Annotated in this window: 24 protein-coding genes; 8 read left to right on the top strand and 16 right to left on the bottom strand. The window is 69.1% G+C overall.

The features are described from left to right. Positions 1-11: 11 nt before the first annotated feature. From ACQP1O_RS34335 to ACQP1O_RS34305, 7 genes are all read right to left on the bottom strand, one after another. A complete protein-coding gene (locus tag ACQP1O_RS34335) occupies positions 12-203 on the bottom strand; it encodes a hypothetical protein (RefSeq protein ID WP_433562513.1) in 192 nt (63 codons plus the stop codon). A 258-nt stretch (positions 204-461) separates the two neighbouring features. Next, the gene (locus ACQP1O_RS34330) at positions 462-1,454 is read right to left on the bottom strand and encodes an AraC family transcriptional regulator ligand-binding domain-containing protein (RefSeq protein WP_433562512.1); all 993 of its coding nucleotides are present in this window, start codon (positions 1,452-1,454) and stop codon (positions 462-464) included. A gap of 9 nt (positions 1,455-1,463) precedes the next feature. Beyond that, positions 1,464-2,336: an AraC family transcriptional regulator ligand-binding domain-containing protein gene (locus ACQP1O_RS34325; RefSeq protein WP_433562511.1), complete on the bottom strand. Its 873-nt coding sequence runs from the start codon at positions 2,334-2,336 to the stop codon at positions 1,464-1,466. A 91-nt stretch (positions 2,337-2,427) separates the two neighbouring features. Next, on the bottom strand, positions 2,428-3,348 hold the full coding sequence (locus tag ACQP1O_RS34320) for an AraC family transcriptional regulator ligand-binding domain-containing protein (protein WP_433562510.1): 921 nt from the start codon (positions 3,346-3,348) through the stop codon (positions 2,428-2,430). 124 nt (positions 3,349-3,472) lie between these two features. Then, entirely contained in the window at positions 3,473-3,664 is a 192-nt protein-coding gene (locus ACQP1O_RS34315; protein WP_433562509.1) for a hypothetical protein, read from the bottom strand. A 41-nt stretch (positions 3,665-3,705) separates the two neighbouring features. Further along, positions 3,706-5,406, bottom strand: a complete 1,701-nt coding sequence (locus ACQP1O_RS34310) for an AMP-binding protein (protein WP_433562508.1) — start codon at positions 5,404-5,406, stop codon at positions 3,706-3,708. Then, positions 5,403-7,040 carry an AMP-binding protein gene (locus ACQP1O_RS34305; protein WP_433562507.1) on the bottom strand — a complete coding sequence of 546 codons (1,638 nt, stop codon included), beginning with the start codon at positions 7,038-7,040 and terminating at the stop codon, positions 5,403-5,405. The genes ACQP1O_RS34310 and ACQP1O_RS34305 overlap by 4 nt, the downstream gene beginning before the upstream one ends. A gap of 55 nt (positions 7,041-7,095) precedes the next feature. Between ACQP1O_RS34305 and ACQP1O_RS34300 the strand changes: the two genes are divergently transcribed. Next, complete coding sequence (locus ACQP1O_RS34300) at positions 7,096-7,977, top strand: response regulator transcription factor (RefSeq protein ID WP_433562506.1); 882 nt, start codon at positions 7,096-7,098, stop codon at positions 7,975-7,977. Positions 7,978-8,029: 52 nt separating this feature from the next. Here ACQP1O_RS34300 and ACQP1O_RS34295 read toward each other — a convergent pair whose 3' ends face one another. Together ACQP1O_RS34295 and ACQP1O_RS34290 are read right to left on the bottom strand one after the other, a co-directional pair. After that, entirely contained in the window at positions 8,030-8,380 is a 351-nt protein-coding gene (locus tag ACQP1O_RS34295) for a ribosomal subunit interface protein (RefSeq protein WP_433562505.1), read from the bottom strand. A gap of 136 nt (positions 8,381-8,516) precedes the next feature. Then, complete coding sequence (locus ACQP1O_RS34290) at positions 8,517-9,725, bottom strand: UDP-N-acetylglucosamine--N-acetylmuramyl-(pentapeptide) pyrophosphoryl-undecaprenol N-acetylglucosamine transferase (protein WP_433562504.1); 1,209 nt, start codon at positions 9,723-9,725, stop codon at positions 8,517-8,519. Positions 9,726-10,005: 280 nt separating this feature from the next. Between ACQP1O_RS34290 and ACQP1O_RS34285 the strand changes: the two genes are divergently transcribed. The 4 genes from ACQP1O_RS34285 (at position 10,006) to ACQP1O_RS34270 (ending at position 13,609) form a co-directional block, all read left to right on the top strand. After that, on the top strand, positions 10,006-12,168 hold the full coding sequence (locus tag ACQP1O_RS34285; protein ID WP_433562503.1) for a terpene synthase family protein: 2,163 nt from the start codon (positions 10,006-10,008) through the stop codon (positions 12,166-12,168). 46 nt (positions 12,169-12,214) lie between these two features. Beyond that, positions 12,215-12,508 carry a polyprenyl synthetase family protein gene (locus ACQP1O_RS34280; protein WP_433562502.1) on the top strand — a complete coding sequence of 98 codons (294 nt, stop codon included), beginning with the start codon at positions 12,215-12,217 and terminating at the stop codon, positions 12,506-12,508. A 311-nt stretch (positions 12,509-12,819) separates the two neighbouring features. Then, positions 12,820-13,152, top strand: coding sequence for a hypothetical protein (locus ACQP1O_RS34275; protein WP_433562501.1), 333 nt, complete (start codon positions 12,820-12,822; stop codon positions 13,150-13,152). A gap of 16 nt (positions 13,153-13,168) precedes the next feature. Then, positions 13,169-13,609 carry a hypothetical protein gene (locus ACQP1O_RS34270; protein ID WP_433562500.1) on the top strand — a complete coding sequence of 147 codons (441 nt, stop codon included), beginning with the start codon at positions 13,169-13,171 and terminating at the stop codon, positions 13,607-13,609. Between the two features lie 24 nt (positions 13,610-13,633). On the opposite strand, the gene ACQP1O_RS34265 is transcribed toward ACQP1O_RS34270, so the two are convergent. After that, the gene (locus tag ACQP1O_RS34265; RefSeq protein ID WP_433562499.1) at positions 13,634-14,455 is read right to left on the bottom strand and encodes an SAM-dependent methyltransferase; all 822 of its coding nucleotides are present in this window, start codon (positions 14,453-14,455) and stop codon (positions 13,634-13,636) included. 120 nt (positions 14,456-14,575) lie between these two features. Between ACQP1O_RS34265 and ACQP1O_RS34260 the strand changes: the two genes are divergently transcribed. After that, the gene (locus ACQP1O_RS34260) at positions 14,576-15,754 is read left to right on the top strand and encodes a cytochrome P450 (RefSeq protein WP_433562498.1); all 1,179 of its coding nucleotides are present in this window, start codon (positions 14,576-14,578) and stop codon (positions 15,752-15,754) included. A 19-nt stretch (positions 15,755-15,773) separates the two neighbouring features. Here the strand turns inward: ACQP1O_RS34260 and ACQP1O_RS34255 are convergent, their stop codons facing one another. Beyond that, positions 15,774-16,487 carry a phosphatase PAP2 family protein gene (locus tag ACQP1O_RS34255; protein WP_433562497.1) on the bottom strand — a complete coding sequence of 238 codons (714 nt, stop codon included), beginning with the start codon at positions 16,485-16,487 and terminating at the stop codon, positions 15,774-15,776. Positions 16,488-16,607: 120 nt separating this feature from the next. Here ACQP1O_RS34255 and ACQP1O_RS34250 point away from each other — a divergent pair, with 120 nt between their 5' ends. Beyond that, positions 16,608-17,330, top strand: a complete 723-nt coding sequence (locus tag ACQP1O_RS34250; protein WP_433567888.1) for a response regulator transcription factor — start codon at positions 16,608-16,610, stop codon at positions 17,328-17,330. Here ACQP1O_RS34250 and ACQP1O_RS34245 read toward each other — a convergent pair. Together ACQP1O_RS34245 and ACQP1O_RS34240 are read right to left on the bottom strand one after the other, a co-directional pair. Next, positions 17,244-18,653: a sensor histidine kinase gene (locus ACQP1O_RS34245; RefSeq protein ID WP_433562496.1), complete on the bottom strand. Its 1,410-nt coding sequence runs from the start codon at positions 18,651-18,653 to the stop codon at positions 17,244-17,246. The two genes, ACQP1O_RS34250 and ACQP1O_RS34245, sit on opposite strands and share 87 nt — an antisense overlap. A 14-nt stretch (positions 18,654-18,667) precedes the next feature. After that, the gene (locus ACQP1O_RS34240; RefSeq protein ID WP_433562495.1) at positions 18,668-19,291 is read right to left on the bottom strand and encodes a TetR/AcrR family transcriptional regulator; all 624 of its coding nucleotides are present in this window, start codon (positions 19,289-19,291) and stop codon (positions 18,668-18,670) included. Between the two features lie 121 nt (positions 19,292-19,412). On the opposite strand from ACQP1O_RS34240, the gene ACQP1O_RS34235 reads away from it, so the two are divergent. Then, on the top strand, positions 19,413-20,225 hold the full coding sequence (locus ACQP1O_RS34235) for a class I SAM-dependent methyltransferase (RefSeq protein ID WP_433562494.1): 813 nt from the start codon (positions 19,413-19,415) through the stop codon (positions 20,223-20,225). 74 nt (positions 20,226-20,299) lie between these two features. On the opposite strand, the gene ACQP1O_RS34230 is transcribed toward ACQP1O_RS34235, so the two are convergent. The 3 genes from ACQP1O_RS34230 to ACQP1O_RS34220 form a co-directional block, all read right to left on the bottom strand. Next, complete coding sequence (locus ACQP1O_RS34230) at positions 20,300-21,373, bottom strand: amidohydrolase family protein (protein ID WP_433562493.1); 1,074 nt, start codon at positions 21,371-21,373, stop codon at positions 20,300-20,302. 46 nt (positions 21,374-21,419) lie between these two features. Then, positions 21,420-22,793: an FtsW/RodA/SpoVE family cell cycle protein gene (locus tag ACQP1O_RS34225; RefSeq protein ID WP_433562492.1), complete on the bottom strand. Its 1,374-nt coding sequence runs from the start codon at positions 22,791-22,793 to the stop codon at positions 21,420-21,422. A 237-nt stretch (positions 22,794-23,030) separates the two neighbouring features. Further along, positions 23,031-24,038, bottom strand: a complete 1,008-nt coding sequence (locus ACQP1O_RS34220) for a polysaccharide deacetylase family protein (protein WP_433562491.1) — start codon at positions 24,036-24,038, stop codon at positions 23,031-23,033. Between the last annotated feature and the right edge of the window lie 55 nt (positions 24,039-24,093).

Genomic DNA, 24,093 nt, shown 5'->3' with positions numbered 1-24,093 from the left:
CCCCGCGGTCCTCAGTGCTCGAGGAAGGTGGCGACGATGTTCCAGAACATGTTCGGGTCCACGCTGTCGAAATCCCAGCTCTCGGTGAGGCTGTGCGTGATGCTGACGATGCTCGGGATGTCGAAGTCGTGCCGGGTGGCGGTGCCCTTGGCCTCCACGGCGGTGACGACGTAGGCGGTGGCGGTTTCTGCGGTGTGGGGCACGATCAAGCTCCAATCGAGGACCGGGACCAGATAGGGGCGCGTGGCCGTGGACAGCGTCGGCCACAACCACGCATCGCAAACGCCGTGGCGAGCCTCGCGGCAGGCACATCGTGGCGTTTCCGTCCAGTTTCATTTCCGCCCGCGTCGCGCGGGAGTTCCGAAGACGCCAAACCGGGCCGGTACACGCCAACCTTGCTGTGTGGTTGCCGGAATACCGTACGGTAGGTGCGATTTCGGCCTGCGCGCGGGGTCCATCTTTCAGGAATCGTCGCGCTCGCGCCAGCGATGTACGGCACGCCGCAGGCTGGCCGGATCCGCGTATCCCAGGAATTCCGCCTGCTGAGCGCGTGGAAGGTGTTCGGCCCGTTGCAATCTGCGGCGCCGCGCCCCGTCCACCTCACGGCGCCAGGTGGTTCCGGCCTCGGTCAGGCGGCGTTGTAGTGATCTTGGTGAGGTCAGCAGACGCCGCGCTACCACCTCCAGCGTCGCCGCGCCCTCGTCGAGGGCGCCGTCGAGGACGTCGCCGAGCCGTTCCAGCCAGCTGACGCCGGACTCGGGAGTGGCCGGCAGTGTGGCCGCGTAGGACAGCAGCACGGCCGTCAACTCGGGATCGGCCGACTTCATGGGTAGCGCCAGATCCGCGGCCCGCAGCGTCAGGGAGTCGACCGGGCTCCCGAAATCGATTGCGCGAGTGCCGAACAGCTCGGTGATGGCGGCCAGGTCGACCGGCGCGGCCTGCCGGAAGGTCACCCGCGCGGGCACGATCGGGGAGCGGGTGGCCGCTCGGCCCCGGCCCACGAGGAGCGCGAAAGCCGCCTGCACCAACAGTTCCCGCCCGCGGCAGTCCTCCACCCCGGACAGCACCTCGTAGCAGACCTCGTATTCGTTGCGATTCGTGATCCGGAAGTTGTAACTCGTTGTCAGACTGCCGGTGTGGTGCACGCAGGCGTCCAGTGCCGCGCCCAGGGTCTCCGCCGACAGGAACAGGTACTCCAGCAGCCCGAATTCGCCGGTCGTACTGTCTTCCGGCACGCGCAGGGCGATATCCGGGTCACCGGTTTCCTGTTCGAGCAGCTCCCACACCCGCAGGCAGTACCGGGGCGACACCCTCGTTTCCTCGCCCCCCTCGCGCCAGGCGGGGACCCCGGCCAGCCGGGCGATCCGCTCCGGGTCCAGCCCGGCCCGGGCCGCCCGCTCCAGTGCGAACCGGGCCATCAGAATGCTGTCGTGAGAGTCGGATCGAGTAGTCACGGCCGCCCGTCACCACACCGCCCGGCGGCGCGCGCTCGCCAGCTCCCGGCTCCAACTTGTTCCGGCCGCGGCCAGTCGCCGCTGCAGGGTGCGCGGGCTGGTATCGAGCCGCCGGGCCATGCCGTGGATCGACACCGTGTCCAGCGACGGTAGTGAATTCAGCTCGGCGGCAAGCAGATCGGCCCAGGCGCGTGCGGGCGGGGTGGACAGGGTCGCCACCGTGGCGGCCCGGCGTAGCACGGCCGCCAGCCCGGGATCGGCGGTGAACTGCCGCCGGTCCAGGTCCGCGTGGTGCAGCGTGAGCGTGTCGGCATCGGCGCCGAAATCGACCGCGGCCGTGCCGAAGAACTCGGTATACGGTGCGTGATGGCGCGGCGCGCGTTCTCGCAGGGTCACCGCGACCGGCGCGATCCGTGTCCGGGCGCCGAGCCGCGCGCGACCGGTCAGGAAGGCGAAGCTCGCCTGTGCCGCGACCTCCGCGCCCCGGCCCTCCTCGGCCGTCTCCGCCGCGATGATAACGTGCCGGTCGTCCTTGCCGACCAACACCAAGCGCCGCGAGGTCGATAGCGCGGATCCGAATTCCCCTGCGGCCCTGAGCCCTTCGCCCACGGTCGACGCCGTGGCGAGCAGATAATCCATCATCCCCAGTTCCCCCATTCCGTACCGTTCGGCCGCCCGCAGTCCCACGTGCGGCAATTCCGCCCTGCGCTCGAACAATTCCCACAATCGCGGATAGCACTGCCCCGGAACGCTTCCCGGCGGCCCCTCCAGCGTGTCGGCCCCGATTCCCGCCGCCCGCGCCAATTCCACCGGATCCAGGCCCGCCGCCCGGGCTCGCGTCAGCACGAACCGGGCCAGCAGCACACTGTCCGAGGCGGTCATGATCGCTGCTCCATTCGCCCGTCCGCACCGCCTCGCCCGCGCCACCTCGGGTCACCTCGCCGGGGTGGGTACCCCCTGGGACTTCGGCGAATCATGGCGTATCGCCGTGGTGTTCGGCGGCCCAGCCGGATTCGAGATCTTCGAGGTGGCGTTTGCGGGCGCGGTCGACCTCGAGGCGCCAGGTGGTGCCGGATTCGGCGAGGCGGCGCTGGAGGGTGCGCGGGCTGGTGTAGAGGCGGCGGGCGACCTGGTCGAGTACCGCGTCGGTGCCGTCGAGGACCTCGGCCAGCACCGCGGCCACCCGGTCCGGCCATTCGGTGGTGCGCGGCGGCGGGGGCGGCATGGTGGCGGCGTGGCGGCGCAGTATCACTGCCAGCAGCGGGTCCGCCGTGATCTGGGCCAGCTCGAAGTCCGCGTTGCGGAAGGTGATCCGGTCGACCGGAGCACCGAAATCCAGCCGCGCCGTGCCGAACTGCTCGGTGAAGGCGTCGAGGCGGTGGGGCGCGCGCTCGCGCAACCGGATGCGCACCGGATCCATCGGGCGGCCGGTCGTCTGGCGCATGCGCGAGATCAGGGAGGCCAGCGCCATCTGTACCGACAGGTCGCGGCCGCGGCCCTCGGTATTGATGGTGTAGATGTCGAAGGTGGACTCGGTCTCGGTCTGCGCGCCGGGCTCGACGCGGAAGTTGGTGGAGATCGACCCCATGAACGGACCCAGCACGCCGAAACCCGCGCCGACGGTCTCGGCCGTCGAGATCAGATAGTCGATCAGCCCGAATTCCCCGAGCCGGTAACTGCCGGTGGCCCGCAGGGCGACCTCCGGGTCGTCCATCTCGTACTCCAGCAGCTCCCACAGCCGCGGGAAGTAGTCACTGGACACCCGGGCATCGCCGTCCTCCAGCAGCCAGCCCGGCATGCCGGCCTCGCGGGCGAGGCGGGCCGGGTCCAGGCCCGCGGCCGCGGCGCGCGACAGGACGAAACGTGGCAGCAGCACGGAGTCGGAGGTGTGCATCAGCCAATGGTGCGGGGAATTCACGGCCGGAAACCGCGAATTCACCGAACTGTGAGACAACCCGCTCGTCCCGATCTCCTGCGGGTCCGGGCGAGCGGGGTGTCACTCCCTGTTCTTCTGCGGGTCAGGCGCGCAGGTAGGTGGCCGCTATGCCCCAGAACCGGCGGCGGTCCACCGCCTGGAAATCCCATGTCTGCGTGATGCTGTGCGTCGTGCTGACGATCCCGGGGATATCGAAGTCCTCACGGGTCGCCGTCCCCTTGGACTCCAGGGCGGCGATGACGTAGGCGGTCGCGGATTCCACGGTGTGGGGCATGGGAGTTCCGATCTGTCGTAGGGGCATGGGGCGGTGCGGTTTCAGCGGGCGGTGTCGCTCAGTACTTCCTCGTAGCGGTACTCGGTGGGGATGGTCTCGCCGGCCGCGTGCGCCTGCTCCTCGCGTTGGCGCAGGTCGACGCGGCGGATCTTGCCGGAAATCGTCTTCGGTAGCTCGGTGAACTCCAGCCGGCGGACACGCAGGTAGGGAGCCAGGTGATCGCGGGCGTATTCCAGGATGGCGCGGGCGGTTTCACGGTTCGGCTCCCATCCCGCGGCCAGTGCCACGTACGCCTTGGGCACCGCGAGCCGCGTGTCATCCGGCTGTGGCACCACGGCTGCCTCCACCACGGCCGGATGCTCGATGAGCACGCTCTCCAGCTCGAAGGGGGACACCTTGTAGTCGGAGGACTTGAAGACATCGTCGGTGCGCCCGATATAGGTGATGTACCCGTCCGCGTCCCGCACGGCCACATCGCCGGTATGGTAATAGCCACCGTCCATGACCGCGGCATTACGCTCCGGATCGCCGAGGTAGCCGGTCATCAGATTGACCGGCGCCGCAGCCAGATCCAGGCAAATCTCGCCCTCCTCGGCGCGCTGCCCGGTGATCGGATCGACCAGTACCACCGGCACGCCCGGCGCGGGCCGGCCCATGGAGCCGGGCTTGAGCGGCTGCCCGGGCGTATTGCCCACCTGCAGGGTGGTTTCCGTCTGGCCGAAGCCGTCGCGGATGACCAGGCCCCACGCCTTCTCGACCTGCGCGATGACGTCGGGGTTCAAGGGCTCACCCGCGCCGAGGATTTCGCGCAGCCCGGCCGGACGCTCGCCCAGATCGGCCTGGATCAGCATGCGCCACACCGTGGGTGGCGCGCAGAACGTGTTCACCCCGGCCCGGCGCAGCTGCCCCAGCAGGGCCGCGGCGTCGAAACGCGAGTAGTTGTAGACGAATACGGTCGCCTCGGCCAGCCACGGTGCGAAGCAGCAGCTCCAGGCGTGCTTGGCCCAGCCGGGCGCGCTGATGGCCAGGTGCACGTCGCCGGGGCGGACCCCGATCCAGTACATGGTGCTCAAGTGACCGACCGGGTAGCTGATCTGGGAGTGCTGCACCATCTTCGGCTTGCTGGTGGTGCCGGAGGTGAAGTACACCAGCAGCGGATCGGTCACCTCGGTGACGGCCCGGAACGGCCCCGCCGATTCGACGGACGCCGCCTCGGCGTAGTCGTGCCAGCCGGATACCGGCTCGCCCACGACGATTCGCGTGTAGTCTCCCGGCACCTCGTCGAACTTGCCGGTGTCGCTGTGATTGGCGATGACGAAACGGGCTCCGCCGCGCTCGATCCGGTCGCTCAGATCGGCCGGACCCAGCGCCCCGGTGGTGGGCATGATGACCGCGCCCAGCTTGGCCACCGCCAGCATGGCCTCCCACAGCTCGGCCTGATTGCCGAGCATGAGCACGACGCGGTCGCCCTTGCCGACGCCCAGCCCGGCCAGCCAGGTGGCCACCCGGTCCGAGCGCTCGGCCATCTCGGCGAAGCTGATCCGCTGTTCGGAGCCGTCCTCCTCGACGATCCACAGCGCGGGCCGGTCGTTGCCGCGGGCGATGTGGTCGAACCAGTCGGTCGCCCAGTTGAATTCACCGGTCAGGCGCGGCCATTCGAACTCGCGCAGAGCCGCGTCGTAGTCCGTCGACACGGCCAGTAGTCCGTCGCGGGCAGCGCGGTAGGCTTCGGTGTTCGTCATGCGTTCTCCTCGTTCAGGCCGAGCAGTCGCGCGCCGATCTCGCGCATCTCGACCTTGCGAATCTTGCCGGTCACCGTCATCGGGAACTCGTCGACGATGTGGACATAGCGGGGGATCTTGTAGCGGGCGAGCTTGCCGGTGCAGTACTCACGCAAGCTCTCGGCGGTCAAAGGCGTTGCGCCCGTACGCATCCGGATCCATGCCATCAGCTCCTCGCCGTATTTGACGTCGGGCACGCCGATCACCTGGGCGTCGACGATGTCGGGATGGGTGTAGAGGAATTCCTCGATCTCGCGCGGGTAGATGTTCTCGCCGCCGCGGATCACCATGTCCTTGATGCGGCCGGTGATGGCCACGTAGCCGTCGTCGTCCATGGTGGCCAGGTCGCCGGTGTGCATCCAGCGCGCGGCGTCGATGGCCTCGGCGGTCTTCTCCGGTTCGCCCCAGTAGCCGAGCATGACCGAGTAGCCGCGGGTGCACAGTTCGCCGGCCGCGCCGCGCGGCACGGTCACCCCCGTCACCGGGTCCACGATCTTCACCTCGATGTGCGGCCCGGCCCGGCCGACCGTCGCGGTGCGCTGCACCAGCGAATCGTCGCCGCGGGTCTGGGTGGAGACCGGGCTGGTCTCCGTCATGCCGTAGCAGATGCTGACCTCGCGCATGCCCATGCGCTCGATGACCTGCTTCATCACCTCCACCGGGCACGGAGATCCGGCCATGATGCCGGTGCGCAGCGAGGACAGGTCGTAGGTGTCGAACTCCGGATCGGCCAGTTCGGCGATGAACATGGTCGGCACCCCGTACAGGGAGGTGCAGCGTTCGGCCGCAACGGCTTCCAGAGTGGTGCGCGGGTCGAAGGCCGGGGCCGGGATGATCATGGCCGCGCCGTGCGTGGTGGCGGCCAGATTCCCCATGACCATGCCGAAGCAGTGGTAGAACGGCACCGGAATGCAGATCCGGTCCTGCTCGGTGTAGCCGCACAGCTCGCCCACGAAATAGCCGTTGTTGAGAATATTGTGGTGGCTGAGGGTCGCGCCTTTGGGGAAACCCGTTGTGCCGGAAGTGTATTGGATATTGATCGGATCGTCGGCGGACAGCGTCGACTGTGCCGCGGCCAGCAGATCCGGATTCGCGGCCCGGCCGCTGGTGAACAGACTCTGCCATTCGAGGCTGTCCAGCAGCACCACCTGCTCGAGCTCCGGGCACTCCGGGCGCACCTCGGTGATCATGGCCGCGTAGTCGGAGGTCTTGAACGACGGTGCCGCTACCAGCATCCGAATTCCGGCCTGGCGCAGCACGTAGCGCAGTTCGTGCGCCCGATACGCCGGATTGATATTGACCAGGATCGCGCCGACCTTGGCGGTCGCGTACTGGATCAGCGTCCACTGCGGGCAGTTCGGCGCCCAGATGCCCACCCGGTCGCCCTTGCCGATGCCGGCCGTCAGCAGGCCCAGCGCCAGCGTGTCGACCTCGGCGTTGAATTCGCGGTAGGTCCAGCGGATACCGGTGGTGTAGTCGATGAGGGCCTCGCGGTCCGGATGCGCGGCCGCGGTCCGGTCCAGGTTGGCGCCGATGGTGTCGCCCAGCAGGGGAGCGTCCCAGACTCCGAAGGTGTAGCTCGTGCTCTCGCTCACACCAGTAGGATCTACGTCACACTCACCCTCGACTACCCCCGAAAGGGGCTGACCGATGACTTCGGCCACGGACGGGCTCCTGCGCCCCAGCGACGGTGACGCTCTGCGCGCTGAGCTGCGCATTCTCGCATCCGCCAGCAAGCTTCCGGTCGTCTTCGGCGGCGAGGTGCACGCGGGCATGCTGGTGCTCAGCGAGTTCGTCGGCACCCGCACCAACGGCATGCGCGGCCTGGCCGTCGCGCCCAGCTCCGGGCTGGGCGGCTCGGCGGTGTCGACGGGCAAGCCGCGCTCGGTGTCCGACTATCGCTCGGCCTCGACCATCACCCACCACTACGACGCCCCGGTGCTCGGCGAGGGCCTGCGCGCGGTGGTGGCGGTGCCGGTGGTGGTGAAGGGCGAGGCGCGGGCGGTGCTGTACGTGGCCAATCGGGACTCGGGGGTGATCGGCGACCGCATCGCCGACGAGATGGTGCAGGCCGGGCGCCGGCTCGCGACGGAACTGGCCATTCGCGACGAAGTGGATCGGCGGCTGCGCCTGTCCTTCGCGCGGGAGTCCACGACGAGCGCCCATGCCTTCGTCGCCGAGGCCAATGCCGTTGTCACCGAACAACTCCGGGATCTGCACGCGGAGCTGCGCGGCATCACCCAGGTGGTCTCGGAGGCGTCGGCCCGGCTGCGCCTGCGCGAGGTGACCGAGAAGCTCGCGCGCCTGGTGTCGGGTGTCGCGGCCCCGGACGACGCGGTGAGCCTCGCGCCCCGGGAACTGGACGTCCTCGCCCACGTTGCGCTGGGCTGCACGAATCTAGAAGCGGCGCAGCGACTTTCGGTGCGGCCGGAGACGGTCAAGAGCTATCTGCGCAGCGCCATGACCAAACTCGGTGCGCACAACCGCCACGAGGCGGTCGTGCGCGCACGCCGCCTCGGGCTCCTTCCGTAATGTGTACCCGCGCTGGGGTTTTCAGGGACTTGCCCCTGAGAGTTCGAGCCGGCTATCGGTCCGACACCAGGTGGCGGATCGATTCGCCGCCCTTGGCGTGATGTAGCCGCCCGAACTTGCTGTCGAGCAGGTGAGCCATGCTGTCGGCGGCTCCGGTGTAGGCGTCCTCGGCGGTGGCCGCACGGTGGGTGGTCGCCACCGGTGGCTGGCCCTTGGGCCGTGCTTCGAGGGTGCACTTCTTGTCCTCGGAACCACCCTTGTGCCCGTTCACATCGGTGATATGGGCCTCGACCCGGGTGAGGTGATCAGCGAATCTGTCCAGAATCGAAGCGATGGTGTCCGTTGCTTCCTGGGCGATCGCGCCGCCGCCGACGTGCTTGTCGGCGAAGACCTGGATTTGCATGGCATCTCCAATCTCTCGGGTAGCAATCCCCCGAGTAGCCGAGGGCTTGCTGACACCTCCGACCATACCCACTCCGGCTGAGAGTGGGTATGTGGAATAGATCGCGTGGCGCCGTAAGGTTTTTCGTGGTTCGCGCTCAGCGGGTGGTCAGATCCAGGACGGTGAGGGCGAGGTCCGTGGCGGCCTCCGGGTGGCCGAGGGCGCGGGCGGCGGCCGACACGGCGGCGCGGGTCTCGGCATCGGTCAGGAGTTCGGTGAGGGCCGTGCGGAGGTTCGCGACGGTGGCATCGTCACCGGCGAGGGCGCGAGCGGCATTGTGGTCGGCCAGGATTCGGGCATTGCGGATCTGCTCGCCGCCGACCGAATGCGGGTAGGGAATCAGCACCGAGGGCTTGCCCAGCGTGGTGAGCTCGGCGAGAGTTCCTGCGCCGGAACGGGATACGACCACGTCGGTGAGCGCCAGCACATCGGGGAGCTCGGGGCCGACGAACTCCCGCACCAGGTAGCGGCCGCGCACATCCTCCGGGAGGGTGGCGGCGTGGTCGCGAACCTGTTCGAAGGAGAGCCGTCCGCACTGGTGAATCACATTGGCGGAGTGGAGGAGTTCGGGCAGCAGCTGCCCGATCAGATCATTGATCTGCACCGCGCCCTGCGCGCCGCCGGTAATGTAGACCGTCGGCAGGCCGGGGGTGTAGCCCTCCCAGTCGAGAGCCTTGACCGCCGCTGCCGGATCGCCGGTCGTGAGGGCGGGGCGGATCGGGTTGCCGGTGACCACGGCCCGGTCCCGGACGCGCGCGGGCAGCATGGCGATCGACGCCTCGGAGCTGAGCGCGATGCGGTCGGCCATCCGGGCCAGCAGCAGGTTGGCCTTGCCGATGCCGGTGGTCTGCTCGTGGATCACCAGCGGCCGCCGGCGCAGCGCGGCGGCCATACCGATCGGGGCGCACACGTAGCCGCCGGTGCACAGCACCGCGTCCGGGCGGAACCGGCGTACCACGCCCTGTGCGGTGAGGACGCTGACCGGCACGCGCAGGGCATCCCGAGCATTGTCCCTGTTCAGCATCTTGAGCGGATTGCGGTCGCGTCGTAGCTTGCCGGCCTTGATGCCGGTGAAGTCGACGTCGTTCTCGGCCGCGACCCGCTGCTCCAGGCTGTCGGGCACGCCCACCCACAGCACGTCGGCCGCGGCCCCTGCCTCGGCCGCCAGATCCCGCAGCGCCCGCACGGCCGCCACCGCCGGATAGGTGTGGCCGCCCGTGCCGCCACCGGCGACGATCACGCGCACCCGGCCACGGTCGCCCAGTCGCTGCAGGATCGGGGCGCGGTCGGCGGCGGGATTCGGCATGGGCGATCCTCCTGGTGTGGGTGGCGGGTGCGGGTGGCGCAGCGCCCAGGCTATCTCGGGCGGGGACGGGCCGGCCGGTTCGGGAGGTACCGGTCGGTCGGAGAAGATTGCGAGGTGTTGGCGAGACGGCGACGGACCTCTACCATGGTTGTGACGCTGATCACGTTGTCGCAGTGAGAGTTCTGACGCGGTTCGTTCGACATATCGCAAACAGCAGCGCAATACCGGCACGTCGCCCCCGGCGACCGGAGTGCACAACCCCCAGCGAGAGGGCCCTGAATTGAAGCCCTTCACCCTGCCCGATTTCTATACCCCGCATCCCGCCCGGCTCAATCCCCATCACGGGTACGCTCGCGCGCACTCCACCGCATGGGCCCAGCGCATGGGCATGCTCGGCGAGCTCGGAGTCGACGGCAAAGCCATCTGGGACGCCGAGAGATTGGACCGCATGGACTACGCGCTGCTGTGCGCGTACACCCATCCCGACTGCGACGCCGAGGCTTTGGCGTTGCTCACCGAGTGGTACATCTGGGTCTTCTATTTCGACGACTGGTTCCTGGCCGAGTACAAGTACACCGGCAACCGGGCCGAGGCCACCCGCTATCTCGCGCGCCTGGAACTGTTCATGGCCGAACCCCGCTGTCCCGCACCGGAACCCGAGACGTCGTCGGAGGCCGGACTGGCCGACTGCTGGGCCCGGACCGTGCCGGTCATGTCTCCGGGCTGGCGGCAGCGCATGCGCCGCTCCACCCACAACCTCATGGTCGAATCCCTCTGGGAACTGGACAATATCGCCCGCGACCGGGTGGCCAATCCCGTCGAGTACATCGAGATGCGCCGCCGGGTGGGCGGCGCGCCCTGGTCCGCCAATCTGGTGGAGTTCGCCTGCGGCGCCGAGGTGCCCGGCCGGCTCGCCGCCGAGCGGCCGCTGCGGGTGCTGTGCGAAACCTTCTCCGACGCGGTGCATCTGCGCAACGACCTGTTCTCCTACGAGCGCGAGGTCCGGGTCGAGGGCGAGAACGCCAATATGGTGCTGGTGCTGGAACGGTTCCTGGGCCTGCCCACGCAGGCGGCCGCGGAGCTGACCAATGACATGCTGACCTCGCGGCTGAAGCAGTTCGAGGACACCGCGTCGGTCGAGGTTCCGCAGCTGTTCGTGGAACGCGCGGCCACCCCGGCCGAACAGCTGGCCGTCGCGCGGTACACCGGGGGCCTGCAGGACTGGCAGTCCGGCGGGCACGAGTGGCATCTGCGGTCGAGCCGCTACATGAACAGCGGCGTCGATCGCGGTCCGACCGGGTTGGGCAGCGCGGCCGCCCGGCTCGCGCCGGGGTTGCGAATCCAGCTCGAGCAGCACGTTCCGCCGCCGCGAACACCCGGACGGCTGCCGGTGCGCGGGCTGGTGATGCCGTATCCGGTGTCGATGAATCCGCAGGTGGCGCCGGCTCGCGCGGACGGGCCGAGATGGGCCGCGGCCGTGGGACTACTGGATCCGCGGGTCGGCTGGACGGCCGAGACCGTGGCCGCCGCCGATTTCGCGGGACTGATGGCCATGCTCGATCCCGGGGCCGACGCGGCCGCGCTGATGCTGCGTACCCGCTGGTGTACCTGGGGCACCTACGCCGACGACCTCGCCACCCGGGTGTTCCGGGTCGAACCGGTATCCGGCCGAGACCAGTTGCGGCGCTTGCCGCTTCAGCTCTCGGGGAGTCCGCCCGCACCGCTCACCGCACTCGAGTACGGCTTGGCCGCGCTGTGGCGCGATACCGCCGCCGGCTGTGACGAGGCGGGGCGTGAGCGCCTGCGGACGGCCCTGATCGAGCTGTTCGAGGGCTGGGAGTGCGTGCTGGAGAACGAGATTCGGCACCGGCTGCCCGATCCCGTCGACTATCTCGAGCAGCGTCGCCTCACCTCGGGCGGGCCGCTGTTCTGCGCACTGGACGCACTGTATTCGCCTGAAATCGCTGCCGACCCACGTATTTCGGAAATATCTGAGTCCAGTATTGTTCGGCAGCTGCAGAATTCGGCCCACGACTATGCGGCACTCGTCAACGATCTCTATTCCTATCAGAAGGAGATCGAATACGATGAGGAGATCCACAATCTCGTGTATCTCACCCAGTCGTTCCTGGGCTGTTCCCGTGAGCACGCGGCCGATATCGTCGTCGATCTCGCCAATGAACGGTTGACGCAGTTCGAACTCGTTGCGCGCGAACGGCTTCCCGAGTTCTTCGCCGACCACGAGCTGCCCGGCGAGGTGCGTGCGGCGCTGCTCGGCCATGTCGACCGGCTGCGGGATCACATGGCCGGAAATCTGCACTGGCACACCGGCACCGCCCGCTATTCCGAGCGGGCCCTGCGGGCCTCCCGTCCCAGGCCGGTCATCGCCGGTCCGCTCGGCCCGTTCGTCAGCGTGCTCGCCGATCGGGCGGGCCGGCGCTGACCTGCGGCGGCCCAGAGCCGCACACCGCGCGGCCGCGGCGGTCGAAATGGTGCACAACTTGACCATGATTCACGACGACGTCATGGACGGTGACCCGCTGCGCCGCGGCCGCCCGGTGGCGTGGCGGCTGGGGGCATCGATGACGCGGCCCTGGTTGGGGACGGTCTGCGCGGCCTGGGCCGCCGATCTCATCATCCGGGCCGGTGGAAAGGCGTGGGCGCAAGCGGAATCCCTGCGGCATGTACGCTCCGCCGGGCCATGCTCGCCGGGTGGTCCGCCGAGGATCTGCCGGCGCTGGCCGGTTGTGCCGGGCAGGGATAAATTGAATTCGGACAAATGAATTCGACCGGACGGTTCATATTGCACGGAAATATCTTTCCGTGATGTAACCGTCAAGTGCGCTTAACCCATCCTTGGCGCACGTAGCGGATCGCTTGCGCTGGTGATGCTGGTTTCCCTGGGCGCTGGGTTGCGCAATGCCGTGGGACTTTGGTAATCAATTCACCGGAATCCATTGCTCCAAAACTGCTGGGCTGTCACGATATCCCACACGCGGTGAGCGGGTTCGGTGCGATTCGCCGTCGAATTGTCGATCAGGCGTGCAACTTTCACATTCGGGTGCTTTCCGGCTGCGATACGCCTCATTTCGCCGTGCCTATTTCCCAGGAGTTCGAGCATGACTACGGGCGTCGTCGCCGCCCCTGGCGACTGCCGGCGCTGGGCCGCGAATCCGCCAGGGAATTGGCCCAGGAATCGACGCAGGCCGCGGTCGCCACGCGTACCCGAGTGCTGCGGGGACCGGGGAGCCGGGCGCATCGCAACTACCTGCTGCGCACCGAGCGCGGGCCGGTGCTGCTCAGCGGTCCGGGCGGCGGCCAGCGCCGGGAGATTCTGCCCTGGGCCAATGGCCGGCGCAGCTGCCGCGATATCGCGAAGCTGTTGTGCCGCGGCCTGTATGCGGTCAACGAACCCTCACCCCGATGAAACCAGAGAGGACGCAATGAACACATCGAGCAATGCCGGTGCCCCCGGCAGCATGACCGACCGGGTGTCGACGCTGGTGAAGGTCGTGCGCTCGGAGGTGCCCGAATGCATTGCCGCGGGCGCCATCGACATGGCCACCGGGATGCTGCTGGCGGTGGAGACCGTCGACAATCATCCCCAGGAGGTCCTCGATCTGCTGGCCGCTGCCACTCTGGAGCTGTTCCAGGGCCGCAGTGTGGTGAAGATCGAGAACATCTGGAAGGAGCGGCGCGGAATCCGGTTGGAGCGCCACTACTTCCAGGAGATCCTGGTCAACAGCGACAACCTCACCCACCTGTTCGTGCGCGCCGAGAGTCACGAGGACGTGGTCGTGGTGGTGGTGTGCCGCAAGTCGGTCAATGTGGGCATGCTGTTCGCCCAGACCCGGCGGGTGCTCGAGGACGCCGGCAGGCTCTGACCGTGCGCGGGGCGGGTCGCCGGATCAGGGAATGCGGCCCACCGCGCCCAGCACGGACACCGCCTCGGGACGCGGATGCGGCCGGTACTCCTCGGGGCGCCAGAGGGTGACCGCGGTGATGCCCGGCGGGATCAGGGTGAATCCGTCGAAGAACTTGGCGAATTCGGCGCTGGAACGCAATTGGAACGGCACGCCGCTGCGGGCATTGGCCTCCGCGGAGCGGGCCAGGTCGTATTCGTCGAGGTAGTCGTTGGTGGCGTGCGACATGACCAGGTAGCTGCCGGGGGCCAGGGCGTCGGTGAGCTGCCGGAGGAGTTCGTAGGGCCGTAGCTCGTCGGTCATGAAGTGCGCGACCGCGACCACCATGAGCGCGACCGGCTTGCTCAGGTCGATGGTGGCCAGCAGGTCGGGATGGGTCAGGATGTGCTGCGGGTCGCGGAGGTCGGCGTCCAGATAGGCGGTCCGGCCCTCGGGGGAGCTGTTGAGCAGATCGCGCGCGTGCATCAGCACGATGGGGTCGTTGTCGACATAGACGATGCGGGACTCGGGGGCGATGCCCTGTGCGATCTCGTGCACGTTCCCGGCGGTGGGCAGGCCGGTGCCGATATCGAGGAACTGGCGGATGCCCGCCTCACCGGTCAGATAGGCGACCGTGCGGCGCAGGAAGTTGCGGTTCTCCACCGCGGACAGCTGTACCGTCGGGAACGCCTCGGCCACCGCGTCGGCGGACTCGCGATCGGCGGGGAAGTTGTCTTTGCCACCCAGCCAGTAGTCGTACCGGCGCGCCGGATGCGGTTTGGTGGTGTCGACGCGGTCCGCCGCTGATTCCGAGTTCAAAACGCTCACAATCCTTTTCGGCTACTGTCTGAATCTGTCAGCTCCAGTTGCGGATCGGTAGCGACTCTGTACCTTCGGAAACCGGCAGAGCCGTGCGCCCGCCCCCGCAGCATTGCCGGAAGGTTCGTCATGCAGTTGCGCTACAGCCCGTTCGATTTCGATGTCCATGCCGATCCGTACCCTTACTATGCCAGGTTGCGCAGCGAGGCCCCGGTCTACCGGAACGACACCGATGACTTCTGGGCCTTCTCGCGCCACGCCGACGTCCTCGCCGCACTCCGCGATTCGGACCGTTTCTCCAGCGTGAACGGCCTGCGTATGGAACCGGCCTTCTGGGGGCCGCAGGCCGAACGGTTCTTCTCCTTCGTCGCCATGGACCCGCCCAAGCACACCCGGCTGCGCGGCCTGGTGACGCGCGCGTTCACCGCGCACCGGGTGCAGTCGCTGCAGCCGCGGCTACGCGAGATCGCGATCGGCCTGCTGGAACCGCTGCTGGAGCGCGGCAGCTTCGACCTCATGGCCGAATTCGCCGGGCCCTTCCCGACCGAGGTGATCTCCGAACTGGTCGGCGTGCCCGAGAACGATCGGGAGATGCTGCGCAAGCTCGGCATGGAGATCATGTACACCGAGGAGGAGTCCACCGATCTGCGGCCGGAGGCGATGCAGGCCATCGGCGCGCTGGTGGGCTACTACACCGAACTCACCATCGAGCGCAGCAAGTCCCGGCAGGAGGATCTGCTCTCGGGTCTGCTCGATGCCGCCGACGGCGATGACCGGCTCACCCCCGAGGAAATCGTCGGCGTCCTGATCCTGCTGGTCGGAGCAGGCATCGAGACCAGCATGCTCACCTTCGGCAATGCCTGGCATGCCGCCTGGCTGCACGCCGATCAGCGCCGGCAGGCCCTCGACGGTCGCATCGACGACTGGATCGGCGAGGCCATGCGCTGGGACCCGGCCACGCAGACCCAGCTGCGCACCACCACCGAACCGGTCGAACTGCACGGCGTGTCGATTCCCGCCGATGCCCGCATCCTGCTCCTCACCGGCGCTGCCAACCGCGACCCGGAGGTTTTCGCCGATCCGGACACCTTCGACCTGGACCGCGACACCTCCGCCTCCCTGGTTTTCGGCAGCGGCCGCCACCACTGCCTCGGCTCCAACCTGGCGCTGCTGGAACTGCGCACCGCCCTGCAGGAAATCGCTTCGCGCGTAGCAGATTTCGAGGTCGACCCGGCGGGGCTGCAGCGCATCCACGCCTCCAACAATCGCGGCTTCGCCAGCCTGCCCACTACGGTCACGCTGCGCTGAGCGGTGCCGTCTGCCCGGCTCAGCGCACCGAGTCGGGCAGCCGGTCGGTCACCAGGCGGGTGTAGGGGCGCAGGCTCAGGCAGAGCGAGAGCCAGCACGCGCCGATGAGCCACCCGGCGAGCACATCGGTCGGCCAGTGCACGCCGAGGTAGAGCCGGGACAGGCCGACCGCCACGACGAACAGGGTGGCGACGGTGATCACGAGGACACGGATCACGCGGTGGGCCGCAGCGGGCAGCAGGACGGCCACCAGAATCCCGATCACGACGGCCGAACCGAGGGCGTGTCCGGACGGATACGAGTGGTTGGTCTCGGTGACCAGATGGTCGATCACCGGCGGCCGATCGCGGCCGATCAGAAGTTTGCCGAAAAATACGAGCAACCCAGCGCCGGCCGCCGCCACGGCGACGAGGACCACCTGATCCCAGTACTTCCGCCACGCCAGCACGACGCACGCCAGCATCGAGTAGATCGCCACCGAGGTGGTGTCCCCGGCCGCGCTGACCGCCTTGGCGAGCGTGGTCCAGGTGTGGGTGCGCTGCTCGATGAACCACTGCAACCAGGAGGAATCCGGTCCCGCCGGGCCATTCGCCCAGGCCACGAAACAGGTGAGGACGCCGATCGCGGCCGCCAGCGCCAGCGCGATGAACACGCCGGCCCGGCTGTGGCCGGTGACTTCCGTCGGTGGATTCGTGGTGGGCGCTTCCTTCGGTACGGGCGGTGAGGACAGCATGCCACCGAGGTTGCCATGGCATCGCTGAGAGAATGTTGAGAGGCGCGACGGGCGGCTTCGCGCCCGGCGCACGACGGGGGCGGGCCACCGGGGACCGGACCGTCGGGCATGCTGGTGCCCGTGCGGGTGCTGGTGGTCGAGGACGAGGAGCGGCTGGCGCGGACGGTGCAGCGCGGGCTCGAGCTGGAGGGTTTCGTGGTGCAGCTCGCCCACACCGGGACCGACGGGCTGTGGGCGGCGGTCGAGGACAGCTTCGATGTGATCGTGCTGGACATCATGCTGCCGGGGCTGAGCGGCTACGAGGTGCTGCGCCGGCTGCGCGCCCGGGACGTGACCACGCCGGTGCTCATGCTGACCGCCAAGGACGGCGACTACGAGCAGGCCGACGCGCTGGATCTCGGCGCGGACGACTACCTGACCAAGCCCTTCTCCTTCGTGGTGCTCATCGCGCGGCTGCGCGCGCTGCTGCGCCGGCGCGCACCGCAGCAGCCGGTACTGCTGACGGCGGGCGATCTCGTCCTGGACCCGGCGCGGCGCACCGTGCGGCGCGGCGAGACCGCGCTGACGCTGACCCCGCGCGAATTCGGGCTGCTGGAATTCCTGTTGCGGCACAAGGGTTTGGCGCTGACCAAGACCGAGATCCTGCGCAATGTGTGGGACGCCCACTACGACGGCCCGGAGAACGTGGTCGAGGTGTACATCGGCTACCTGCGCAAGAAGATCGACGCACCGTTCGGCAGCACCAGCATCGAGACGCTACGGGGTGTCGGCTACCGGATGGTCGACCCCGACTGTTCCGGCGACGGGCAGGTCGATGACGAATCGGGCTCCGCCCCACGGTGATTCGCTAATCGTGACCGAACCGCCGTGTGCGGCCACGATTTCCGCGACGATGGCCAGGCCGAGCCCGGAGCCACCGGTGGCGCGGGCGCGGTCGGCCTCCAGCCGCACGAAGCGGCCGAAGACGCGCTCGCGGTCGGCGACGGGGATGCCGGGACCGTCGTCGTCCACCAGTACCCGGGCGGTGTCACCGTCGCGCAGGACGGTCACCGCCACCGTGGTGCGGGCATGCGCGGCGGCATTGTCGACGATATTGCGCAGTGCCCGAGCCAGTTTCGGCTGATCGCCCCGGATGCGCACCGGCTCGATGGCCGTGCGCACCGTCGGGCCGCCCCGGGCCCGCAGGGCAGCGGCCTGCTCGCCGGCCAGATCGTCGAGATCCACATCGCCGGTGCGCATGTCGAGCCCGCTCTCGTCGGCGGCGGCCAGGGTCAGCAGATCCTCGATGAGGTGCCGCATGCGCTCGGTCTCGGGCAGCAGTGTGCCGCCGATCAATTCGGCGTCCAGCACCTCGGGCCGGTCCCGGGCGAGCTCGAGGGCGGCCGTCACCGCGGCGAGCGGGCTGCGCAGTTCGTGTGAGGCGTCGCCGACGAAGCGCCGCTGGGCCGCGTGCCCGGCCTCGATGCGGGCGAGCATGTCGTTCATGGTCTCGGCCAGCCGGGCGATCTCGTCGCGCGCCACCGGCACCGGCACCCGCTCCGACAGTCCGGCCGCGCCGATGCCCGCCACCCGGCTGCGGATCTCCTCGACCGATCGCAGTGACCGCCCCACCAGCAGGTAGGTGGCCAGCGCGGCCGCCGCGACCACCATGGGCCCGCCCACCGCGACCAGGACCGCGACCCGCTTCACCGCGTGCTCGGCCGATTCGCTGTCGCCCGCGACCAGCACGAGGTACCGGCCGTCCGGTGCGGACAGGGTGCGGGCCGACACCCGCAGGTCCTCGTCGTACGCGGAGACCGGCCGGCGCGCGGTCTCTCGCGCGCCCACGGTCCCCGGGTCCAGCAGCGGTGCCGACAGCTTCGCGTTGGACTCCCGCGCGATCCGCCCCTGCGCGTCGATGACCTGCACCACCCCGATCTGCCCGGTCGCCTCGAACAGCGAATCCGGCAGCTCCGCTGCCGAATTCCGGGTGAGCTCACTGGCGATGGCCTCGGCCCGCGTGCCGGCCGCCGCATCGATCTCGCGCAGCAGCGACCGATTCAGCAGTCCGAGCATGGCTCCCGCCGCCAGCAGCAGGACCGCCCCCACTGTCAGCGCGGCCGCGACGGCCGACCGAATCCGCAACCCCCAGTGCGCGGGCCGCAACCATTCCCGGATCCGATTCACGCACCCATCATGGGTCACCCGCGCGCCGGGTCGTCCAACAGGCCGCGGTTGACCAGACCGAGTACCTGATCGACCGCGAAATCGATGTCGGCGCGGGTGGTGGGCAGTGACCCGTCCAGTAGCAGGGCGGCCAGGCCGTGGACCGCCGACCAGGCGGCGATATCCGCGCCGGGCCGCAGCTTCGGGTCGAGGAGTCCGGCGGCCTGCGTCTCGTCGAGGACCTGGCCGAGGATGTGGTGCGGGTCGTCGGCCGGCTCGTCCGCGGCATCGGAGGCGGTGGGTGAGTGTGCGCCGAAGGCGGTGCGGAACAGGCCGGTGTGGGTGAGCGCGAAATCGATGTAGGCCGTACCGACCGCGTGCAGGCGGCCGCGCGGATCGTCGGTGCGGGCAATGCGCCGGCGCATCTCCGCCGCGAGTGCGGCGCGGGCGCGACGGGACACCTCGGCGAGCAGGGCCTCACGATCGGCGAAGTGCCGGTAGGCGGCCGAATGCGACACTCCGGCGGTGCGGGCGACCTCGCGCAGGACCACTCGGTCGGGTCCGCCGTCGTCGGCCAGTGCGAGCCCGGCGTCGACCAGCGCCGCGCGCAGGGCGCCGTGGTGATAGGTGGTGCGGCGGTCGGGGGCGGCTCGACTCATAACGTCAGGATTGCACATTCGGCGGAGATGTTGACGTCGGTCACATGAGCTCACATACTCGTAGATGTGACCAATGGAAACATCGTGGTCCGCCACCCAGCCTTCGAATGAAAGTGCTGATATGAACGACATTTCCATCGATACCCCGTACTCCTCCGGCAACTCCCGGACGGATATCGAAAAGGCCCTGATCGCGGCCGGGTACGACCTCGATCGGCTGCGGCTCGCCGACCTGGCGCTGGTCGAGGACTTCCACACCATGGGCCGGATCGCCACGGGTGCGCTGGCGGAACTGGCCGGTCTCACCCCGGCGTCCCGGGTGCTCGATGCCGGCAGCGGAATCGGCGGCACCGCACGGTATGTCGCGGAAACCTACGGATGCCGGGTCACCGCGGTGGATCTGACCGAGGACTACTGCGAGACGTCGCGCTGGCTCAATCGCCTGGTCGGACTGGATGACCGGATCTCCGTGCGGCAGGGCGACGTCACCGCGCTACCCTTCGCCGACGGCGCCTTCGACGTGGTGTTCAGCCAGCACGTGCAGATGAACATCGCCGACAAGGACGCGCTGTATCGGGAAGCGCGGCGGCTGCTGAATCCCGATGGCCTGCTGGCCATCTGGGACGTCACCACCGCTGCCGGCGACCGCCCCGACTTCCCCCTCCCGTGGGCCGACCGCTCCGAGCAGAGCCACCTGGTGACCCCGGACCACCTGCGTGCCACCCTGGAGCGGTCCGGTTTCGCCCTCGACCACTGGGACGACCTCACCGACCAGGCGGCCACGATCATGCGGGCGGTGCTGGCCGCCCCGCCGAATCCCGTTGGGCTGCAGGCCTTCGTGCCGAACTTCCCGGAGAAGATCGAGAACCTGACCCGGGAACTCGCCGACGGCCGGCTGCGTGCCGTTCGCGCCCTCGCGCGCGCTCTGCCGTAGCACGGGCCGGATCGGGGAGCTCCGAGTGCGGGTTTGCGCGGTTGGCCGCAGCCGGAGCTCCCCGATCAGGAAAGTTACCGGGGGACGGGGATTCCCGCAGACCAGACGCCGCGGATCTGCGTCGTGGCGGTGATGTCGGCGAGCGGATCGGCGTCGAGCAGAACCAGATCGGCGCGCAGGCCCGGGGCGATGGCCCCGCGATCGGTCAGGCCGAAGTGCTTCGCGGGCAGGGCGGTTGCCGCATCGAGGGCCTCGGCGGGGGACAAGCCCGCGCGGACCAGCAGCTCCAGCTCGTGGTGCAGGCTCGCGCCGAAGGCCGGGTTCATGGGCACGCCGGGGGAGGAGTTGGCGTCCGTGCCCGCGAGGATGGGGACGCCCGCGGCCCGCAGCGCACCGACATTGGCCAGGGCGTCGGCGAAGGCTCCGGGGACGCCGTGCGCGGCGGCCATGCCCTCCATCATGGTCAGGGTCGGGACGACGACCTTGCCCTCGGCGGCCAGGCGGGCGATCACTGGCTGCGGCAGCGCTGAGACCACGGGGACGTGGGTGATGATGTCGACGCCGGCATCGAGGGCCATGATGTATGCGGCCGGGTTGGTGGCATGGGCGATGACCAGCAGATCGCGGGCATGAGCTTCGGCCACAACGGCTTTGGCCGCAGCCGCGTCGGGGCCGCCGTCGCCGGGGGCCTCCAGCACCAGCTTGATGTAGTCGGAGCCGGTGGAATGACGCTGGGAGACAGCGGATTCGGCCTGGTCAGCGCTGCGGATGATGGCGGGTTCGCCGAGGAACTTGCCGTGCATGCCCTCGGGGCCGACGATGGCCATGCCCGCACTGCGAATATCGCTGGTGCCGACGGTATTCCGGAGCTCGGCCACCACCTCGGCGAGGCTGGCCATATCGAGCCCCGTGGTGACCCCGTGGGCGGCGAGCAGCCCTGGAGTCTGCGCATCGTGGATGTGGACGTGGGCGTCGATGAAGCCGGGCAGCAGGATGGCGCCGCCGGCGTCGAGGCGTTCGGCGCCGGTGTCGTCGGTGCCGATGTGGTCGCCGTCGATGACGACCGTGGTCGGTTCGGTGAGCGCGCGGCCGTCGAAGACGCGGACATTGTCGAGCGCGGTCCGGCTCGCTGAGCTTGAAGAGGTCACCGAACCAGCTTCCTCTCATTCACGCAGGGCGACACCGCGATTCGGGTCAGCGGCGGCGTGGCAGCAGGCGGCGGGAGACGTGCTCGGTCATGGCGTCCGCGATCGGCGGCACCGTCGGCGTGGGCCGGGTGGGTGGCGGCGGGGCCGAGCGAGCGTCGGCGGAGATACGGATCAGCAGCGCCAGGATGATGTAGTTGGCCAGCAGCGACGAACCGCCGTAGGACATGAACGGGGTGGTGAGACCCGTCAGCGGAATCAGTTTGGTGACACCGCCGACCACCACGAACAGCTGCCAGCCGATCGAGAACGCCAGCCCGCCGCCGAGCAGCTTGCCGAAGGCGTCGCGGGTGGTGAGAGCGGCGCTGAAACCGCGGATGCACAGGATGAGGAACAGCGCCAGCACCGCGCCCAGGCCGATCAGTCCGAGCTCCTCGCCGATGGTGGAGATGATGAAATCGGTTCCGGCGAACGGCACGTCCTGTGGTCGCCCACTGCCCAGCCCGGTCCCGGCCAGTCCGCCGGTGCCCATGCCGAACAGGCCCTGCGAGATCTGGTATCCGGTCGTGTAATAGGTGGCGAACGGGTCCCGCCACACCTCGACGCGGACCCGCACGTGCCCGTACAGCTGGTAGGCGATGACCGCGCCGACCGAGAACATGGCCAGGCCGATGAGCAGCCACGAGGCCCGCCCGGTGGCGATGTACATCATGGCCAGCACGGTGCCGAAGACCAGCAGCGAGAAGCCGAGGTTCTTCTCGTACACCAGCACCAGCACCGCGACGAAGGTGACCAGCAGCAGCGGGGCCAGATCCCGCAGGCGCGGGAAGGTCATGCCCAGGAAGCGTTTTCCGGCGGTGGTGAACAGGTCCCGGTTGGCGACCAGGAAGGCGGCCACGAAGATGATCAGCAGCACCTTGGCGAACTCACCGGGCTGAATCGAGAATCCGCTGATCAGGATCCAGCTCTTGCCGCCGTTGACCTCGCTGAACCGGGAGGGCAGCAGGGCGGGAATGAGCAGCGCGACCACCCCGGCCAGGCCGCAGGTGTAGCCGTAGCGGGCCGGTTTGGTGTGGTCGGGCACGAAGACCAGCACCAGCACGAACAGCAGCATGCCCAGGCCGGTCCAGATCAGCTGATGCGCCGAGTCCGAGGACGGCATCGGCTCGCCCGCGTTCTTGGCCTTCACCACCTCGGCGCGGTCCAGCCGGTCGATGAGGACCAGCCCGATGCCATTGAGCAGCACCACGCACGGCAGCAGTACTGGGTCGGCGGCGGGCGCCCAGCGGCGCACGGCCAGATGGGTGACCAGTACGAAGACCGTGAAAACGCCGAGCGCGCGAACACTCTGACCGTCGAAGCCATTGCCGGTGGCCGAGGTCATGGCCAGGTAGGCGAAGGCGATCAGGGCCAGTGCGGCCACGCAGAGTAGCAACTCGGCATTGCGCGGAACACGCCCTCTCGACCTCGCCGGGGGAGGGCTGTGCCGAAATGCGCTCACACCGAACAGTATCGCGTGCGGTAGCGGATGAGGAGCCAAAGCAGTAGTGCTTCGGCTATGGCGGTGAACACGGTGAGAAATTGGCTGAAAGAACCGTGGTGGTGCGAGGTCGTGCCGTCGGCTGCCTGGGCTGAGCCGTGCCGTGCCGCGCCGGGTGGATCAGTAGGGGTGGGCGGCGGCGGAGAAGCGGGGGGAGAGCTGGTCGGTGAGGGGGCGGGGGAAGGACTGGTGGGCGGGGTCGCCGTCGGAGGTGTAGCGGGCGGTGGGGTTCGCCGCGAACCAGTCGAGCCAGTAGGTGGAGTCGAAGGGAACCGCGGTGCGGCCCGAGCGGATTCGAGGGAGGCCGCTGGGGTCGAGGGCGGCGGTGAACGGGGAGGGGGCGGGGTCGGCGCCGACGAGGAGGACGGCGTCGAAGGCGTACGGGGTGCCGTCCCAGGTGCCGGCGGTGGCGAGGGCGTGGTCGGCGGGGTAGACGCCCAGGGGGAGGGCCATGGAGCGGACGACGGTGCCGGGCGCGGCGGTCGCGATGGCCCGGACGTTCTGGACCAGTTCGCGCTGCACGTCGGTGGGGGACAGGTGCGCCAGGTTGGGGTGGGTGGCGGTGTGGGCGCCGATGTCGTAGCCGTGGCGGACCAGCCAGGCCAGGGCGCGGGGGTCGTCGCCGAACGGCTCGTTGTTGACGTAGAAGGTGGCGGTGGCGGCGAAATCCGGGTGGCGGGAATGGAATTGCTCGAGCAGGCCGACCGCGCAGTCGGGGGTGGGATCGCCGGAATCGCTGAGGGTGAGCTGGGTTCGGGTGGAGTCGTCGAAGGTGAGGACCACCGGGTGGGTGCCCGCGGGTAGGTCGATGGCGCCCGCCAGATACTGGGCGATGGTGATCGGGCGGTAGCCGTCGGTGTAGAGGCGGTTCAGCTCGGCGGTGAATTTCGTTGGCGTCTGGTCATATTCGCTGCCCGGCTCGGCCTCGATGCGGTGGTACATGAGGATCGGGATCCGACCCAGCTCATTGGCGGCCACCGAGGCCGGATCCGGCGGTCTCGAGGTCGGTGGGGGTGCGGTGACGGCCGCGGGGCGCGGCACGGTGGCGGTGGTGGTTGCTCCGCAGGCAGTGGCGGTCGTGCACAGCAGCGCCGCCGCGACCATCCGCAGCGTCGTCGACGCCCTCATCGCCGCAACGCTACGCGGCGACAACGGTTTTGAGGTGATCTCGGCGAAAAACGGC

It is taken from the genome of Nocardia sp. CA-151230 (assembly GCF_050942175.1).
Taxonomy (GTDB): domain Bacteria; phylum Actinomycetota; class Actinomycetes; order Mycobacteriales; family Mycobacteriaceae; genus Nocardia.
Note: the sequence above shows the minus strand (reverse complement) of the source record. Positions and strands in the feature narration are given on the sequence as shown.